This is a genomic window from Bacteroides sp. 519 (genome assembly GCF_010500955.1).
Classification (GTDB): domain Bacteria; phylum Bacteroidota; class Bacteroidia; order Bacteroidales; family Bacteroidaceae; genus Bacteroides.
The window spans coordinates 114,936-133,486 of the sequence record NZ_QVMJ01000015.1; the positions used below are offsets into that span (position 1 = coordinate 114,936).

General features: G+C 44.2%; 10 protein-coding genes. All 10 read left to right on the top strand.

Annotated features, from left to right (window positions below):
- The first annotated feature begins 626 nt into the window (after nucleotides 1-626).
- The 10 genes from D0T85_RS13985 to D0T85_RS14030 all read left to right on the top strand — a co-directional run bounded on the left by D0T85_RS13985 (nucleotide 627) and on the right by D0T85_RS14030 (nucleotide 18,248).
- Nucleotides 627-3,653: a TonB-dependent receptor gene (locus D0T85_RS13985; RefSeq protein ID WP_163214139.1), complete on the top strand. Its 3,027-nt coding sequence runs from the start codon at nucleotides 627-629 to the stop codon at nucleotides 3,651-3,653.
- 18 nt (nucleotides 3,654-3,671) lie between these two features.
- Complete coding sequence (locus D0T85_RS13990; protein WP_370459972.1) at nucleotides 3,672-5,327, top strand: RagB/SusD family nutrient uptake outer membrane protein; 1,656 nt, start codon at nucleotides 3,672-3,674, stop codon at nucleotides 5,325-5,327.
- Nucleotides 5,328-5,343: 16 nt separating this feature from the next.
- Nucleotides 5,344-6,519: a SusE domain-containing protein gene (locus D0T85_RS13995; RefSeq protein WP_163214141.1), complete on the top strand. Its 1,176-nt coding sequence runs from the start codon at nucleotides 5,344-5,346 to the stop codon at nucleotides 6,517-6,519.
- Nucleotides 6,520-6,656: 137 nt separating this feature from the next.
- Complete coding sequence (locus D0T85_RS14000) at nucleotides 6,657-8,225, top strand: DUF4832 domain-containing protein (RefSeq protein ID WP_239060727.1); 1,569 nt, start codon at nucleotides 6,657-6,659, stop codon at nucleotides 8,223-8,225.
- Between the two features lie 169 nt (nucleotides 8,226-8,394).
- Nucleotides 8,395-10,230 carry an FAD-dependent oxidoreductase gene (locus tag D0T85_RS14005; protein WP_163214153.1) on the top strand — a complete coding sequence of 612 codons (1,836 nt, stop codon included), beginning with the start codon at nucleotides 8,395-8,397 and terminating at the stop codon, nucleotides 10,228-10,230.
- A 30-nt stretch (nucleotides 10,231-10,260) separates the two neighbouring features.
- Complete coding sequence (locus D0T85_RS14010) at nucleotides 10,261-10,974, top strand: DUF5040 domain-containing protein (protein WP_163214142.1); 714 nt, start codon at nucleotides 10,261-10,263, stop codon at nucleotides 10,972-10,974.
- A 6-nt stretch (nucleotides 10,975-10,980) separates the two neighbouring features.
- Nucleotides 10,981-13,134 carry an alpha-galactosidase gene (locus D0T85_RS14015; RefSeq protein WP_239060728.1) on the top strand — a complete coding sequence of 718 codons (2,154 nt, stop codon included), beginning with the start codon at nucleotides 10,981-10,983 and terminating at the stop codon, nucleotides 13,132-13,134.
- A 137-nt stretch (nucleotides 13,135-13,271) separates the two neighbouring features.
- The gene (locus D0T85_RS14020; protein WP_163214143.1) at nucleotides 13,272-15,275 is read left to right on the top strand and encodes a glycoside hydrolase family 97 protein; all 2,004 of its coding nucleotides are present in this window, start codon (nucleotides 13,272-13,274) and stop codon (nucleotides 15,273-15,275) included.
- A 13-nt stretch (nucleotides 15,276-15,288) separates the two neighbouring features.
- Nucleotides 15,289-17,064 (top strand): glycoside hydrolase family 2 protein, encoded by a 1,776-nt coding sequence (locus D0T85_RS14025; protein WP_163214144.1) that lies wholly within the window; start codon nucleotides 15,289-15,291, stop codon nucleotides 17,062-17,064.
- 2 nt (nucleotides 17,065-17,066) lie between these two features.
- Complete coding sequence (locus D0T85_RS14030; RefSeq protein WP_163214145.1) at nucleotides 17,067-18,248, top strand: glycoside hydrolase family 88 protein; 1,182 nt, start codon at nucleotides 17,067-17,069, stop codon at nucleotides 18,246-18,248.
- Nucleotides 18,249-18,551: the final 303 nt, after the last annotated feature.

An 18,551-nucleotide genomic window follows, 5' to 3' on the forward strand; every position in this document is an offset into this window, starting at 1 on the left:
AATTATTCATACTATAGAATGGAAGGAGTGGTTCGGTTAGTATTTCACCACAGAGTTCACAGAGTTACACAGAGTTCTAAATACGATGCCGCATGGAAGTTTAAAACTCTGTGTAACTCTGTGAACTCGTGGTGAAATCGTACAATTACTTCATTTCCTCCTCTGATTTGAACGAATCCAGCCGTTGTTCGACCTGATAGACCAAAGAAAATAATCAGGGTGGCGCATTGACGAAGTCAGGAAATGCAGCATTTCGTTCGATCAAAATGCAGCATTTCGAAAGTGTGAAATGCAGCATTTTGAAATCACGTTTTGCAGCATAAAAAATAGTAATTATTTGTGGATAGATAAAAACGGACACTTTGCCTCACCTTACTTCCTTTACCTCACTCTTCCCATTAAGGTTTAATTTTGTACATATTCACCATTTTCGTGCCTTTCCGTACAAAATAGAACCATTTCTGAATAAACGAATACCAACGCATATACCTTTTTTCTTCACTTTTGCTGTTGTGAATTAAAAATAGTAAAAACATGAAAAACATTCTTGGAAACATCCGGGCACCCTCGCACTATCAAAAAGAGAAAGTACATCCAAATTTAGTTTTTATCTTAAACAACGAAAAATGAAAATACACAGAGAATTAAAGACCTGTTTGATGGTTGTTGTGTTAGCCTTAATATCTGCAACCAGTATGTATGCACAAGATCTTATTAAAATTACCGGAAAGGTAATTGATGGAAGTGGAGAACCTCTCATTGGAGTTAATGTTCGCGTGAAGAACGGAGCACAAGGAACTATTACTGATTTTAACGGAACTTACACACTGCAAGCTTCCCCAACCTCAACCCTTATATTCTCCTATATAGGATATACGGATGTAGAAACGAAAGCAAATGCTACCGGTATTGTAAATGTAACAATGGCCGACGATAGCCAACTGCTCGATGAAGTGGTGGTAGTGGGTTATGGTACTGCAAAGAAAAAAGACCTTACCGGAGGCCTTGTTGTGGTGGGTAAAGAGAAACTCGATATGGTGTCGACCTCTAACCTGATGGACCGCCTTGTAGGCCAGGTAGCTGGACTTAACATCACTACCAGCAACGCTGCTCCCGGACAGGATCAATCATTATTGATTCGTGGTGAAAACTCTCTTTCTGCCAACAACAGCCCTTTGATTATCCTTGACGGGATACCTTACAGCGGAGCGCTGGTTGACCTTGATCCGAATATTATTGAGAGTCTTTCTGTACTGAAAGATGCGTCGGCGGTGGCTATTTACGGTTCGCGCGGATCGAATGGGGTTATCCTTATTCAAACTAAAAGAGGAACCGAAGGAAAAGCACAAGTTAGCTACAAAGGTCAGTTCGGGTTTGCCGAACCTATGCAACGCATACAGGTGATGGGACCTAACGAATACCTTCGTTTCAAACAAGACATCGGCCGTTTGAAAAACAACTATACAGGAGACAACCTCGACCCATTGGCAGGAAACATCATCAGCCAACGCGAGAAGAATATGCTTGCACAAGGAATCACAAACGACTGGCAGGACTATGTGTTCCAAACCGGATTTACAATGGATCATCAGTTGAGCATTTCCGGAGGTACTGAAGCTACCAAGTACATGGCAGCCCTTGCTTATCTGGATCAAGAAGGTGTAGTGTACAACTCTAAGCTTAATCGTGCTAATATCTCACTGAATGTAGATCAAACATTCAACAAATGGCTTACTATTGGGGTGGGAACGCAATTTGTACAGAAAGAGAACGGAGGTATAACCCCCAATCTGGAACACGCCATCAAGCAAAGCCCTTATGGACAATACAAGGACGAGTATGGTTACTACATTGACGAGCCACAGCAGTACTCTAACGTAAAGAACCCGATGTTGAATGTAAATGCCGATCAGGATAAAATTTACCGTAACTTTTTCCTTAACGCTTATGCACAAATACAGTTGCCGGTTAAGGGGTTAACTTTCCGCACTAATTACGGATACAACTACCGCAGTGCCTTTACAGGTACCTACTATGGACGCGATACGTACGAAGGTCGCGAGACCCCGGGACAGATTGGCGGAAAAGCCAGCATCAGCAACGAGCACTACAACGACTATACTTGGGAGAATATTCTGCGCTACGAACGTGAGATCAAGGATCATCGTTTTGATTTTACAGGGCTGTTCAGTATGCAGGAAACATATAAAACAACCTCTTCACAGAATGGAGCCGGCTTTGTTACCGACGATACCAGTTACCACATGATGGGTACTGCCGAACGTAATCAAACCATATCATCCGGATTGTCCGAAACGGCTATGATATCCTATATGGGACGTATAAACTATGCATACAAGAACAGATATATGGCCACAATCACTGCACGTACCGATGGTGCTTCTGTATTTGCCGAGAATGAGAAGTATGCCTTCTTCCCATCAGTAGCTCTTGCATGGCACATTGGCGAAGAAGCCTTTGTGAAGAACAATGCCGAATGGATAGATATGCTTAAGATCAGGGCTTCTTACGGAGCCAACGGTAACCAAGCCATCAGTACGTATGCAACTCTCGACAAGCTGTACTCCAAAGTGAAATACATCTGGGGAGATGGTGGAAGTATTGCCAACTCGGCTTATATGCCAAGCAACGGGGTAGGTAACCCTAACTTGAAATGGGAAACCACCTACACAACCAACATCGGGTTGGACTTCCAGTTGTTTGGAAACCGCTTGGGAGGTACTATCGAATATTATATCTCGAACACCAAAGATCTTTTGATGACACGCAACGTACCCATCATGAATGGTTACAACAAAATCTGGGATAACATCGGAGAAACTCGCAATACAGGGATCGAAATAACACTGAACTCATACAACATCCGTAAGAAAGACTTCACTTGGAAAACAGACCTGAGTTTTTCGTTGAACCGTGATAAAATTATTGAACTGCGTGGCGATGGTAAAGACGACATCAGCAACAACTGGTTCATTGGCAAGCCATTGAGAGTGTACTACGGATTCGAAATGATCGGAATATGGCGTGATGGTGACGAGTTCTACACCACCAACGAAAAAGGTGAGCAAGTAGAAATACAAAAAGGTGCCAAACCGGGTGATGCCAAGTTGAGAGATGTTGACGGCAACGGATACATTGAAAATAACGATAACGACAAGACGGTAATTGGGTCGAAGAACCCCGACTTCAGAATGTCGATGGGAAACACCTTGTCATACAAGGATCTATACTTCTCATTCTTGCTCAACGGAGTGTTCGGAGTATGGCGTGAGGACAATGTAGCTAACTTGGGTGGATACACCTTCGGGCAGCTGAACTACATTCATGGAGCCGATTACTGGACACCCGAGAATCCGAACGGAACAATCGTGTCGCCGGGATACACCGCACAGTTCTCACATGGCTATTACAAGAAACAGAACTATGTACAGATCAAGAACATTACAATAGGCTACCGCATGCCAAGAAAAGTAGCAAACAAGCTAGGATTAAGTGGTATTGATGTAAATCTCAGTGTAAACAACCTACACACTTTCTCGAACATGAGGCAGATACTAAACTACGACAACACATGGTTTGCATCGTACCCAACTGCTCGTTCGTATATGTTAGGATTAAATGTGAATTTTTAAATCGATTACAATATGAAAATTAAGAATATCATAAAAACAAGTATGCTCTCGGTCCTGATGACCTCAATCGTTGGATGTGAAGGATTTCTGGACGAGAAACTGAAAGGTGAATTGGCACCAACCAATACCTTTACCAGCACCTACGGTTTCGAAGTAGGTATAACCGGACTTTATGCACTGACCCGCGCAGAATATAACACTTGGGGCGAGGGTGGAGCGTTTATGCACAATAAAGCATGTCCTTACGAAGCCTTACAGGCAGCTACCGACATTGCAGAAGTGATAAACAGTGACGAATCGCTGTTGCCTTTCGGCAATCTTACATTGAGTTCGAGTACCTCCATCGTTGGTTCGTACTGGACGTGGGCTTATAGCGTCATCTCGTCGGCCAACCTGATACTCGACCATTCGGAAAAGAACAACAACTGGGATACACCCAAGGATAAAGAACGTTTTCAGGCTGAGGCACGCTTCTTCCGTGCCTATGCCTACCGCTACCTGGTGTATCTTTATGGTGATGTACCATATGTTGATAAGATAATGTACGACTTCCAACTGAACTTTACTCGCAATCCTAAAGAAGAAGTATTAGCCAAAGCTGTAGAGGATCTGGAATTTGCAACAGAATTCTTGCCCGAGAACCCCGACGACGGAAATCTGAAAGAAGGAAAGTTGACCAAATGGGCGGCATACCATCTGTTGAGCGAAATGTACCTCATGCAGAAGAAATACGAACAGGCCGAAGCAGCAGCTCTTAAGGTAATCAACTGCGGACATTATCAGTTGAATAAAAAACGCTATGGAGTAGCCAAAGAACAGCCTGGTGATGTGTTTAGCGATATGTTCCTTGAGAACAATCAGAACCGCAAGAGTGGAAATACCGAAAGCATCTGGGTACTACAATTTGAATTTAACACTGTTGGGGGTGGTACCAACTCGGACGACTGGACACGTCGTGCATGGAACCCTATGTACTTTAGTGTAACCGGATTTACTTTGGCCGATAGCCTTGGAGGCCGCGGATTGGCACAGATTCTTCCTATGAAATGGTGGATCGGAACCAAAGGAACCAATGCCGACGGTGATGTAGCCGGTATCTTCGATAACAAAGACATTCGTAACTCCGAATACAATATCAAACGTAACTGGTACTACAATGATGTGTCGAATACATCGCTTTACGGTAAGAAATGTAACATCACCGAAGCTACATGGTTCACCAACAAGCATCTGTTCCCGGCAATTACTAAATTCTTTTACGGAAGAGAAGAGAACCTAGGACTTACCGGAAGCTACAAAGACCGCATGAAGTTCCGTTTGGCCGAAACTTATTTATTGCTGGCCGAGGCATACTTGGGACAGAATAAGCCCGACAAAGCCGCCGATGCCGTAAACGAAGTGCGCAAACGTGCCGGAGCACCGCAAGTAACAACCGCCGAGATGGATATGGATTATCTGCTCGACGAACGTATCCGCGAACTCGTTGGCGAGGAAGTGCGCCGATTTACACTGGTACGTACCGGTAAATACATCGACCGGGTGAAAAAATACAATAATAAGCTGAAAGATACAGTAAAAGAACACCATGCTTTGTGGCCGATACCTCAAAGTATCATCGACTCCAATCGCGACGTTGTATTCCCACAGAACCCAGGATACGGAAGTGCTAATTAACTAATAAACAATACGTATGAAAAAGAATAGATTGACAATGTTCGTTGCAGCAATTAGCCTGTTGGCCGCCTGCGACAACGAAATCAAGGACATCCCCAAGACCGAGGAGAAGCTCACGCTCACACCTTCGGCAACAAGCATCGCACTCGATGCAGATAACATGCAGAAGGAAATCATCACTTTCAACTGGACTGCAGCGCGCGAAATGAAAGGCGAATATGCTGTGTCGTATACCACAAAACTCGACTTGGTAGGAAACAACTTCGGATCATCGACTGTGATTATGAACTACGAAAATGATGGTGACTTTAGTCGTGGCTTTACATCGGCACAACTTAACAACTGGGCCAACGAAAAATGGAAACAGAAAGTAAACAAACCATTTACCCTCGAGTTTCGTGTTGTAGCTGAGTGGGAGGGAGGTTCTACATTTGAAGCGCCCGAAGTACGCACTGTAACTGTTGAGGTGCAACCCATTAAGGTAGAGGTGTTTGCCGCCGATCACATGTACATTGACGGAAGCGTTGTAGACATTCAAACAGAAATGCAGCAAACCGTAGAAAACGAGAGCCAATATGCATGGTATGGTGAACTCACCGCAGGCGAACTGCAAATACCTGTTGATTTTGAAGGCGACACCTACTATATTGTACCTAAAGACGGAAAATCAATTTTGTTAGACGGACAACCACAGGACGTAAAAATGCAGGAAACACCCATTTCATGGAACATACCAAAGGATGGAAATTACCGTGTAGTAGTAAATATGGAGAAAACAGCCATCACGATCTACTCGCCCGAAAAACCACTGGCACCCGACGTGGTAACTTGGATGCTCGATGGCGTGGAACAAACCACCGAGGTAAACAAAATCTGGCATTATGGTGAGCCAACCGGATGGGGATGGAAAGATAATAACTGGACACAAAGTATGGCCGATCCACAAATATTTATTTACTCGGGCCCAGCTATTACAGGAAGAACCAAATTCGGAGTAGAAAAATCGAATGTGTGTTATGTGTATGCTCCCAACACCGAATCGGCCAATACATCAGTAACTCACGGAGTTGAGTACGATTTGATAGGTGGATATACAGGCGGTCATCGAAATGCATATTTCCAACTTCCTGCCGGCACTAATTTTATTATTCTTGATATCAGGAATAAAACTATGAAAGCCTTTAAAAAATAAAAAACAGTGGGTTGTTATGCCAATTAACCATAGATTAATAAATTACACGGATTGTGTTGATTACTAGTGATTTAAAAGTTAAAAAATCGGTGTGATTTGTCAATCTGTGGTTAATATTGGCACAACCTAATTATCTAATGAAAGAAATCAATATGAAAATGATTCCATACATACTAAGTTTGCTGTTGTGTTTGAGTGCTTGCGGAGGAAGCGACAATAACGACGATGGCGGAAAGCAAATCGGTAGCAACACACTGGTGAAACCCAAATTCGACAAAACCACCCCTCTGCGCAACCCTATGAATGGATGGGTAATGTACGCAGCCCGCACAGCCGAGCCGTCGTACTGGGACACTGAGTATTATGTAGCTGATTTGGGAAAGAAAGTGAAAGCCATTGACTATGCATCGGCTTGCTATTTGCGTACCAGTTGGACATCGCTCAATCCGCAAGACGGAGTGTACACATGGAGAGATAAAAATACACAAATCGGACGCCTTGTGCAGGGGGCTTTAGACAGAGGACTGCCTATCGCTTTCCGAATTGTGGTCGACGGACGCGACCAGGGCATGAACACCCCGCAGTTTGTGTTCGACGCCGGAGCAAAAGCATACCTCGAGAACCCCAGTTACCCTACCCGCATCACCCCGATGCCACAAGACCCCATCTTTCAGCAATATTATACCAAATTGATCGAGGCGCTGGCCGAAGATTTTAACGATCCAAAGAAATGTGCTTTTGTTGATGCCTACGGGCTAGGCAAATGGGGCGAGGCACACAATGTAATTTACGAAGACCCCGCTGTGGCTACGCCAGCCAGTACCGAAAAACTTAAAGAGCAGGTGTTTGAGTGGGTAACCGACCTCTACACCCGCTGTTTCACCCAAGTACCACTTGTAATTAACTACCACCGTGTGGTAGGTCACCCCACAAGTTGGGAGTCGAAGGCCAACGAAAACAGTGACAAGCTATTGAATAGCGCAATAAACAAAGGATACAGTTTACGGCACGATGCTTTCGGCATGACGGACTACTACCAGAGCTGGGAGAAAAGTTTTGCCAAAGGATGGAACTACAAACGCCCCATTGTGATGGAGGGTGGATGGATTACTGGCGGAACACATCGCTACTGGATAGACCCGAGCAAGAAATACCGCGAAAATCATCCCGAAGATGTGCGTCAGGGCGAATTTGATGCATCGGCCGAGGCGCATGTAAATATGATGGACTTCCGTGCAGGTTACGAAACCGAAACCTGGTTCACCCTCAGTTTCAACCTTGTGCAGCGTTTCATTTCTGAGGGCGGATACCGTCTTTATCCCGATCAGGTATATCTGCCGGAGGCTATAAAAACCGGTGCGCAGATTACCATTAACCATCGCTGGCGCAATGCCGGTTGGGGATACTTCCCAAACAACATTCCGCAGTGGAATTACAGGTACAAAGTGGCCTTTGCTTTGCTTGATGGCAACAACAACATTAAGAAGGTATTTGTTGATACAGATAGCGAACCATCAGCTTGGTTAAAAGAGAATCCCACTAGTTACGATTTTAAAACAACCGTAGATGTATCTGCCGGAACATATAAATGGGCCGTTGCTATTGTAGATACAAAAGATAATAACAAACCAGCCATACAGTTAGCCCTGAGCGATGATAAAACCGCCGACGGATGGGTTAAACTTTTGGATGTAGTAGTGAAATAATGACAACGCTGTTAAGTTCTAATATTTTAACCGCAGAGTTTCGCAGATTAACGCGGAGTTTTTAATTTCTATGCAGCATTGAATCTTAAACTCTGCGAAACTCTGCGTACTCTGCGGTTTAAAAAGAATAGTTAAATCAGAACATTATATTCTAATCATCATGCAAACCATAAAAACAATAATCCTTTCTCTCATTCTGATTGCAACTTTCCAGCTATCCTTTGCTGCCTCCCTTCTTGTCGAGGCCGAAAGCTTTTCCAATAAAGGCGGTTGGGTACTCGACCAGCAATTCATGGACCTCATGGGTTCACCCTATCTTATGGCACACGGAATGGGTATTCCTGTAGAAGATGCTTCGACCACAGTAACCTTTCCCGAAACAGGAACTTACCATGTTTATGTCCGCACCTTTAACTGGACAAGTCCCTGGCATCAAGGAAAAGGTCCGGGCAAATTCAAATTAAAAGTCGGCAACAAACGTCTGGCAGCTATTCTGGGCGATGAAGGAGACAAATGGATGTGGCAATATGCCGGAACGGTAGCCATTAACAATACTCAAACAACACTTACACTCAACGACCTGACCGGATTTAATGGTCGTTGCGATGCTATTTACTTTACCACAAATAATCAATATATAAATCCGCAACGTGCATCCGTAAAACCTACCCACACTGAAACATTCGATTTAGTGGTGGTAGGTGGCGGTATTGCCGGCATGTGTGCCGCAGCAACCGCCTCGCGCCAAGGTTGCAAGGTTGCTCTAATAAACGACCGTCCCGTACTGGGCGGAAACAACAGCTCCGAGGTGCGTGTGCACCTTGGAGGTTCAATAGAAATGGAACCCAACAAAGGACTCGGCCGTATGCAACGCGAGTTCGGTCACTCCCGCGGAGGAAATGCACAACCCGGTGATTATTACGAAGACGAAAAGAAAAGTACATTTATAGAAGGCGAAAAGAATGTTACCCTTTTTTCGAACTTCCGTGCAATAACCGTAAATAAATCTGGTGATAGAATAGAATCAATTATAGCTAAACACATAGAAACCGGTGAAGAGATAGTATTCAAAGCTCCCATCTTCTCCGACTGTACAGGCGACGGAACCATCGGATATCTGGCAGGCGCCGATTACTGCATGGGTCGCGAAGGCCGTGAAGAATTTGGCGAAGAACTCGCTCCGGAAGTATCCGATAAAATGACTATGGGAGCATCCATACAATGGTATTCCGTAGAAGCCGGTAAAAAAACGTCTTTCCCACAATTCCGTTACGGTGTGGATTTCAACGAATCGAACTTCGAAAACGTAACCATGGGCGAGTGGAAGTGGGAAACAGGAATGAACCTCGACCAGATTAATGATTTCGAACGTATCCGCGATTACGGTCTTATGGTAGTATATTCCAACTGGAGTTTCCTTAAAAACGAACTGAAAAGCAATGAAAAATTCCGTAACCGTAAATTGGGTTGGGTAGCATATATTGCCGGTAAACGCGAATCACGCAGACTACTTGGCGATTACATCCTCAAACAAGACGATATTGACAAGAATGTATTCCACGAGGATGCTTCATTTACTTCGTCATGGAGTATCGACCTCCATTTTCCCGATCCTGTTAATTCAAAGAATTTCCCCGGACAAGAATTTAAAGCAGCTACTAAACACATTTATATCTATCCTTATGCGGCACCATACCGTTGTCTGTACTCGCGCAATATTGATAATCTGTTTATGGCCGGACGCAACATTAGTGTAACTCATGTAGCATTGGGTACTGTTCGTGTTATGCGTACCACCGGAATGATGGGTGAAGTAGTAGGTATGGCAGCTTCCTTATGCAAAAAATATGGTATCACACCCCGCAAAATATATCAGGCACATCTGGGTGAACTAAAAGAAATGATGAAAGAAGGCGCAGGAAAAAAAGAAGGTTTACCTGATAACCAGAAGTTTAACGAACAAAAATTATTAAAGGCTCCCCGTGGGCTTCAAAACACCCCTTAGGGATTTAAATAGATAAATTGTCTCTAGTTTATGAAACGAATACTATCCACATTTCTGATTCTGTTATTCCTGACAAATACGTATGGTCAGGAATACAAGCTCCTGTTAACAGGAGCCTCCTTTGCTTCCGATCACAACGGATGGTTTGAAATGGGTTGCCAACATTTAAACGCTTTACCCATAAATAAAGCTGTTGGAGGGCATTCCATAACCAATACCGCCAACCAGATGCACGAGGGCACCCTTTATTCGGCCGAAGAACTAGAGGAGATCGATGCCCTTATCATTATGCATGTACACAACAGGGATGTATTTGAGGAATCACAGATACTTGAGGATTATACTGCATACCCAACACCCTTTACCCGCGATAATTACGCCATTTGCTACGACTATGTTATTAAAAAATATATAAGTGACTGTTACAAAGCGGGTAAACCCGCCATAATAGTTCTTTGTACCGATTGGCACGATGCCCGCGAAACTTTCAATTCATCTATCAGGCAACTGGCCGCCAAATGGGGTTTACCACTGGTTGAGTTCGATAAGAATATCGGTTTCTCTAAAAATACTGTTCATCCTGTAACAGGAGAACAATTTAGTCTGCTCTATGCCAAAGATACACAAACTGTAAACGGAGTAAAGCACGGTTGGCATCCCAAACGTGGGCAGCATGAATATATACAGCAAAGAATGGCAGCCATCTTTGTGGAACAAATGAAGAAAGTATTACCTATAAAATAAAGAATTATGATGACCAATATATTTACCACAGAGTTTCACAGAGTTTTTAATTTCCATGCGGCATCGCAAGAAAAAAACTCTGTGAAACTCTGTGTACTCTGTGGTAAAATCGTATTTATTACATGTTTCCTATTACAAATAACATCTTACAGTTTTGCCCAAAGTACCTGTTACAGCAACCTAACCAACGACACCCTTACAATCGGCAACCAACTGATTGAAAGGAAATTTATTTGGAACAATGGCAACCTCATTACCCACAGCCTTACCGATAAAACCACCAATCAATGTTGGTTTAACAAAACACTGAAGCCGGATTTTGTTGTCACTAAAGATATGCCTGTTGCTGTCAATTCATCCTATAATACCCAAAACATAAAAGAAACCGTTATCAATCCTCCCTATTTGGAAGTAACGGTTTCCTACACGCTGAATACTTTAGATATTAAACGCATTTACCGCATTTATGATAAAGTTCCTGCCATTGCCTGTAACACCTGGCTGCGCGGTACAACAAACGTAGTTTTCGGAGGACGCACCACTAATCTGGCCGATATGAAGAACATTGAGTTTGCTGCCGACATGAAATCCCGTCAGGTGAATGCCGTACTCGACCAATTTAACTTCGGCGGCAACCATTGGCACGCAAAAGCCATCGAGTTTTACGACGTTACCGACTGGAACAACAACCTTGTATTCGAAAGAGAAGTGATTCCTTATCGCAAAAACAACTACCGTGGTAACATACTGTTTGCCCGGAATGCAGTAAACGAAAAAGGTTTCTTCTTTCTGAAAGAAGCTCCTAGTTCAAGTGTGCAACTGGCCTACAACGACCACGATTTTACGGCAGAGTTTGGCCATTTTGCTGTTACCGGACTAGGTATCAACGAGGCCGATATAAAGCCCAACGAATGGACATCTACCTACGGCTGCGTGATGGGTGTTTACGGCAACAGCGAGCTGAACGGTCTTATGGCACTCAGAAGTTATCAGAAAAACATCCGCAAACTATTGCCCGGCCGCGACGAAATGGTAATGATGAACACCTGGGGCGACCGCAGCCAGGACTCCAAAGTAAATGAAAAATTCAGCCTTATCGAAGTAGAGCGTGCCGCACGCCTTGGAATCACCCATTTTCAGATAGATGATGGTTGGCAGGTAGGGAAGAGTCCCAATTCGGCCTTGGCTAAGGGTTCTTTCAAGAACATCTGGGACAATCCGGACTATTGGAAACCCGATCCGGTTAAATACCCCCGTGGTTTACATCCCATAGTTAAACGAGGCAAAGAACTCGGCATTGAAATCTGCCTGTGGTTCAACCCCAGTGTGCAAAATGATTATGCCGATTGGCAGAAAGATGCTCAGGCAATGATTGATCTCTATAAAACGTATGGTATCCGCACCTTCAAGATAGATGGGTTGGCTATCCCTACCAAAGAAGCCGAAATAAACCTTCGTCGCCTCTTTGATAAGGTGCTCGAAGAAACAGATCAGAAGGTGGTTTTCAATCTCGATGCCACTGCCGGCCGTCGTGGAGGCTTCCATCTGTTTACTGAGTATGGAAACATCTTCCTCGAAAACCGCTACACCGATTGGCAGAACTATTATCCCTACTGGACGCTGCGCAACCTGTGGAAACTTTCTAAATACGTGCCCGCCGAGAAGCTGCAAGTTGAATTCCTCAACAAGTGGCGCAATGCCGAAAAGTACATGAACGATCCTTTTGCTCCGGCCTGCTACTCCTTCGAGTATCTATTTGCTACCACCATGGCTGGTCAGCCCCTGGCTTGGTTCGAAGGCAGTGGATTGCCCGAAGAAGCGTTCTCCATTGCCCCTGTTGTAGCTGTCTACAAGCAGGTTCAGCACGATTCTCATCAGGGAACGATTCTTCCCATTGGCGAAGAACCTTCCGGCAAATCATGGACAGGATTTCAATCTTTACATCAGGATAGAGGGTATTTTATGGTGTTCCGTGAGAACAATCCGGAAGGTAAATATCCTGTTAAAACCTGGCTTACAGAAGGAACCAAAGTAAAATGCACCCTGGTTCTGGGTAAAGGAAAAGGATTTATGCAAACGGTAGGTCGTAATGGAATGATTGAGTTTGAGATAACGGATATCAATGATTATGCAATGTATAAATACGAGATAACGAGATAATTATTTTTAGCCGCGGATTGCCCGGATTGCGCGGATAACAAACACGGATAAAGATAAAAAATAATCCGTGTATAAAAATCCGCGCAATCTGTGCAATCCGCGGCTAAATAAAAATCAGTAGCTAAATTATAAAAGTAATGAAGATAACAAAAATTCTATTTCTATCGATACTATCGCTCGTAACACCTTTTGCAGTGTTCGCACAAAAAATATACCGACTCCAATCCCCTGATACACGATTGGTTATAAATATCACAGTAGATAACAATATTACCTATTCCCTATTCCAAGATGGAGATGAATTGATATCCCCTTCTCCCATCTCCGTGGAACTGGAAAATAACAACTATTTCGGCATCAACTCAAAAGTTAAAAACACAAAGAATATCAGTGTAAACCAGGTAATAGATGCCCAGTTCTACAAAAGAAAGCAAATAAAGGATAGTTATAACGAACTGACCATCAACTTTCGCGAAGACTTTAGCCTGATATTCCGTGCCTATAACGAAGGAATGGCCTATCGCTTTGTATCCACTGGCAATAAAGATTTTATTGTAAAGAACGAACAAGCCAACTACAACTTCAACAAAGACTACAATGTTTATGTACCTTATGTTAAAGGCAAACACGAAACTATTGAAAGCCAGTATTTCAACAGCTTTGAAAACATATACACGCACACTAATATACGTAATATGAATGCCCGGAAACTGGCATTTTCCCCTCTGGTAATAGAAATGGATAAAGGTAAAAAGATTTGTATTGCCGAAGCTGATGTGGAGAACTATCCCGGTATGTTTCTTATCAACCAGGATGGCTCTACATCTATGCAATCTCATTTTGCCACTGTTCCTGCCGAAACCGTACAGGGCGGACACAATCTGTTGCAGCAGGTGGTTACCAAACGCCAGCCCTACATTGCCCGTTGTAAAGCAAAAGCAAAGCTACCGTGGCGCATCGTCATTGTATCAACAAACGACAAGGAATTGGCCGACAGCGATATGGTGTATAAACTAGCTTCTCCTTCGCGCGTAACAGATACCTCATGGATCAACCCCGGAAAAGTAGCCTGGGAATGGTGGAACCATTGGGGATTGTCGGGTGTGGACTTCGAAGCAGGAGTCAACAACGAAACTTACATGGCTTATATCGATTTTGCCTCGCGTAACAAAATAGAGTATGTTATTCTGGACGAAGGCTGGGCGGTAAACCTTCAAGCCGATTTGTTTCAGGTAATTCCCGAAATTGATTTGGAAAAACTTATCGCTTATGCCAAATCTAAAAATGTAGATTTAATTCTGTGGGCCGGATATTATGCTTTCGATCGCGACATGGAAAAGGTGTGCAAACATTATTCCGAAATGGGTATCAAAGGATTCAAGATTGATTTTATGGACAGAGACGATCAGCCGATGGTTGATTTCCACTATCGTGCTGCCGAAACGGCTGCCCGTTATAAATTACTGGTCGATTTTCATGGAAGCTACAAGCCAACGGGCTTGAACCGCACGTATCCCAACGTAATTAACAACGAAGCCGTTAACGGATTAGAACAAATGAAGTGGACAGGCACCGAAATGGATATGGTGACCTACGATGTTACCATGCCTTTCATCCGTATGATAGCCGGCCCGGTTGATTATACACAAGGAGCTATGCGCAACGCCACCAAAAGAACCCATCGTGGCATAAACGATGAACCCATGAGTCAAGGTACCCGTTGCCGTCAGCTGGCCGAGTATGTAATTTTCGAATCTCCCCTGAATATGTTGTGCGACAGTCCCACCAATTACGAAAAAGAACCGGAATGTACCCGCTTCATTGCCGAAATCCCTACCATTTGGGACAACACCATAGCCATTAACGGAGAAATAAGCAAGTACATTACCATTGCCCGCCAAAAAGATGGTGTTTGGTACGTTGGTTCGTTAACCAACTGGGATGCACGTACCCTGCAACTGGATCTTTCTTTCTTAGGCGAGGGCAACTGGCAGGCAGAAGTATTTAAAGATGGCAAGAATGCCAACAGAATAGCTTCGGATTATAAGAAAGAAATGATCTCCATACCTGCAAATAGGCAGTTAACCATAGAGATGAAGCAGGGTGGGGGATATGTGATGAAAATAACGAAGAACAATTAATAAAATAAATAGAATGAAAAAGACAACAACCCTTTTGCTCTTCCTCTGCGCAATATGCAGCATATCTGCCCAAGACCTGATGACCAACGTATATGGCAGAAACTTTCAATCCCTCAACGGAAAGTGGGATGCTATAATTGATCTTTACGATCAGGGCCATAAAAACCAGATATACCAGAACAAAAAGCCACAAGGCAAGACCGACTTTTTCGAGTACTCCTTCGAAAACGGTCTGCGGTTGAATGTACCTTCGGATTGGAACAGCCAGATACCCGAACTAAAGTATTACGAAGGCACTGTGTGGTATGCCCGTCGCTTCGATGCAAAGAAAGAGGCCGGTAAACGTTTGTTCCTTTACTTCGGCGCAGTGAATTACCGCTGTCGCATATACCTTAACGGTACCGAGATAGGTAAACACGAAGGAGGCTTTACTCCTTTTCAGATAGAAGTAACCGACAAAGTAAAGGAAGCAGATAACTTTCTTGCCGTAGAGGTAAACAACACCCGCACCGTAGATGCCATTCCCGCAATGGCCTTCGACTGGTGGAACTATGGAGGAATTACCCGTGATGTTATGCTCGTTACCACACCCAATACCTATATCAAGGATTATTTCATCCAGTTAGACAAGGACAAAGCCAATCAGATTGATGTTCGTGTTCAGTTATCAGAGAATACCGCAAATACTAACATTCAGATAGAAATCCCCGAGCTGAAGATCAGTCAGAAACTGACTACCAACAGTGAGGGGGTTGCCCAAACATCCATTCAGAACATTAAAAAGCTGGAGCGCTGGTCGCCTGCTTCGCCCAAACTCTATAACGTTATTGTATCCTCGGATAACGATCGGGTAGAAGAGCAGATCGGTTTCCGCAATATTGCTGTAAAAGGTGAAGACATTTACCTGAATGATGCACCCATTTTCCTGAAGTCCATCAGTTTCCACGAAGAGATACCCCAACGCATGGGACGTGCCTTCTCCGAGCCTGATGCTATGATGCTGCTGTCGGAAGCTAAGGCTTTGGGATGCAACATGATCCGTTTGGCACACTATCCGCAAAACGAATATACCGTTCGCCTGGCCGAGAAGATGGGATTTCTGCTGTGGGAAGAGATACCCATCTGGCAGGGCATCGACTTTGAGAACGAACAAACCAAAACCAAAGCCGGCAATATGATAAAAGAGATGGTGATGCGCGATAAAAACCGTTGTGCACTCACATTTTGGGGTGTGGCCAACGAAACACAGCCTTCTGCGCCAAGAAACGAATTTCTGAAACACCTGATTCAATGCTGCAAGGACATTGACAACACGCGCCTCATCATAGCTGCCTTCGATCTGGTGCGTTTCGACCGTAACAGGCAGGTATTTGTAATGAACGATCCCTTTATAAAAGAACTCGATGTGGTAGCCGTAAACAAATACATGGGCTGGTACCATCAATGGCCCGTTACCCCCGATAAAGCCATCTGGGATGTGGCAAAAGGACAACCGCTTATTATATCCGAGTTTGGTGGTGAGGCGCTTTACGGACAAACAGGCAACGCCGATGTGGTGAGCTCGTGGAGCGAGGACTATCAGGCAACGTTGTTCCACGATAACCTGGAAATGTTTAAGCATATACCCAACCTGCGCGGTACTTCGCCTTGGATTTTGTTCGATTTCCGTTCGCCGTTCCGCTTTCATCCTACCAATCAGGAGGGCTGGAATCGCAAGGGGCTGGTTTCCGATCAGGGATTCCGCAAAAAAGCATGGTATATAATGAAAGAATACTATAACAATAAATAAACATGAAAAACCTCTCTCTATTACTCTGTAGCTTGCTGTTTGTAGCATGCAGCAATAACACATCCAAACTGGATACCATCATTGATAATGCCTTCCGCGCAGCGGAGGCGCAAAGTTTGTTGATGGCCGAAAAGTATGCCAATCAGGAAGGCCGCCTTCCCCGTACCTACGAGAATGGGAAGGATGTTTCGTCCGATTCGCGCTGGTGGTGCAGTGGATTCTTCCCCGGTTCGTTGTGGTACATTTACGAAAACACCGGCAGTCCGGCAGTTCTACAGTATGCCAAACAATATACCGACCGTGTTGAACGCGAAAAGTTCACCACCGACAATCACGATGTGGGCTTCATGCTCTATTGTAGCTTTGGCAATGGATTGCGACTAACTGGCAACGAACAGTATAACGAAGTACTGTTAACAGGAGCTCATTCGCTGGCTACCCGTTACAAGCCATCGGTAGGATTGATTCGTTCGTGGGATCATAATAAAGAAAACTGGCAATACCCTGTTATTATTGACAATATTATGAATCTGGAGCTACTAATCTGGGCTGCTAACCATTTCGGTGATTCAAAATTCCTGGATATAGTAACCTCGCATGCCGATAAAACAATGGTTCATCATTTCCGGCCCGATAACAGTTCCTATCATGTGGTATCTTACGACACCATTACCGGACTTCCTCACCTGAAACAGACTCATCAAGGTTATTCCGACGAATCATCGTGGAGCCGCGGACAGGCTTGGGGATTATATGGGTACACTTATCTGTATCGCGAACTCAAAGAGGAACGTTATCTGGAACAGGCGCGCAACATTGCAAACTATATAATCAATCACCCCAATATGCCCAAGGATGGTATTCCTTACTGGGACTTCAATACTCCCGAAATTCCCAATACCGCCCGTGATGCTTCGGCAGGTGCTCTTATTGCCTCAGCATTGATTGAACTGAGTGATTATGTGGAACCTCAGTTAGGTAAACAATATCTTGCTATAGCCGAGACGCAGATACGTACACTGGCTTCGCCGGAATATACTGCCCAGCCGGGAGAAAATGGTTGTTTTATTCTGAAACATAGTACAGGTGGCTATCCGTTTAACTCGGAAGTTGATGTTCCGCTTACTTATACTGATTACTACTATCTGGAAGCGTTGACGAGGATGAAGAAGAAATTGAATTGATAGTTCTTTCCCTAGCTCTCTCGGGAGGGCTGTTTAGTTCTAAAACATGGAGGCCAACGGCCTCTGCACAATAGCGTAGGGCAAAGCCCTATGTATCCGGTACAGCATCACACTGACCCCAACGGGGTCAACGCAATGTATTTAAGGTTGACCCCGTTGGGGTCACAATGCAATATAATTTGCCAACATAGGGCTTTGCCCTATGCTACGTGCGCCCCGCATGAGCAGCGCGCACTTGCGTGCAAGCTATTAAAAAGCCGCAAATATACAAATGATTTGTGTTAAACAAGCTTTGCATTCAAG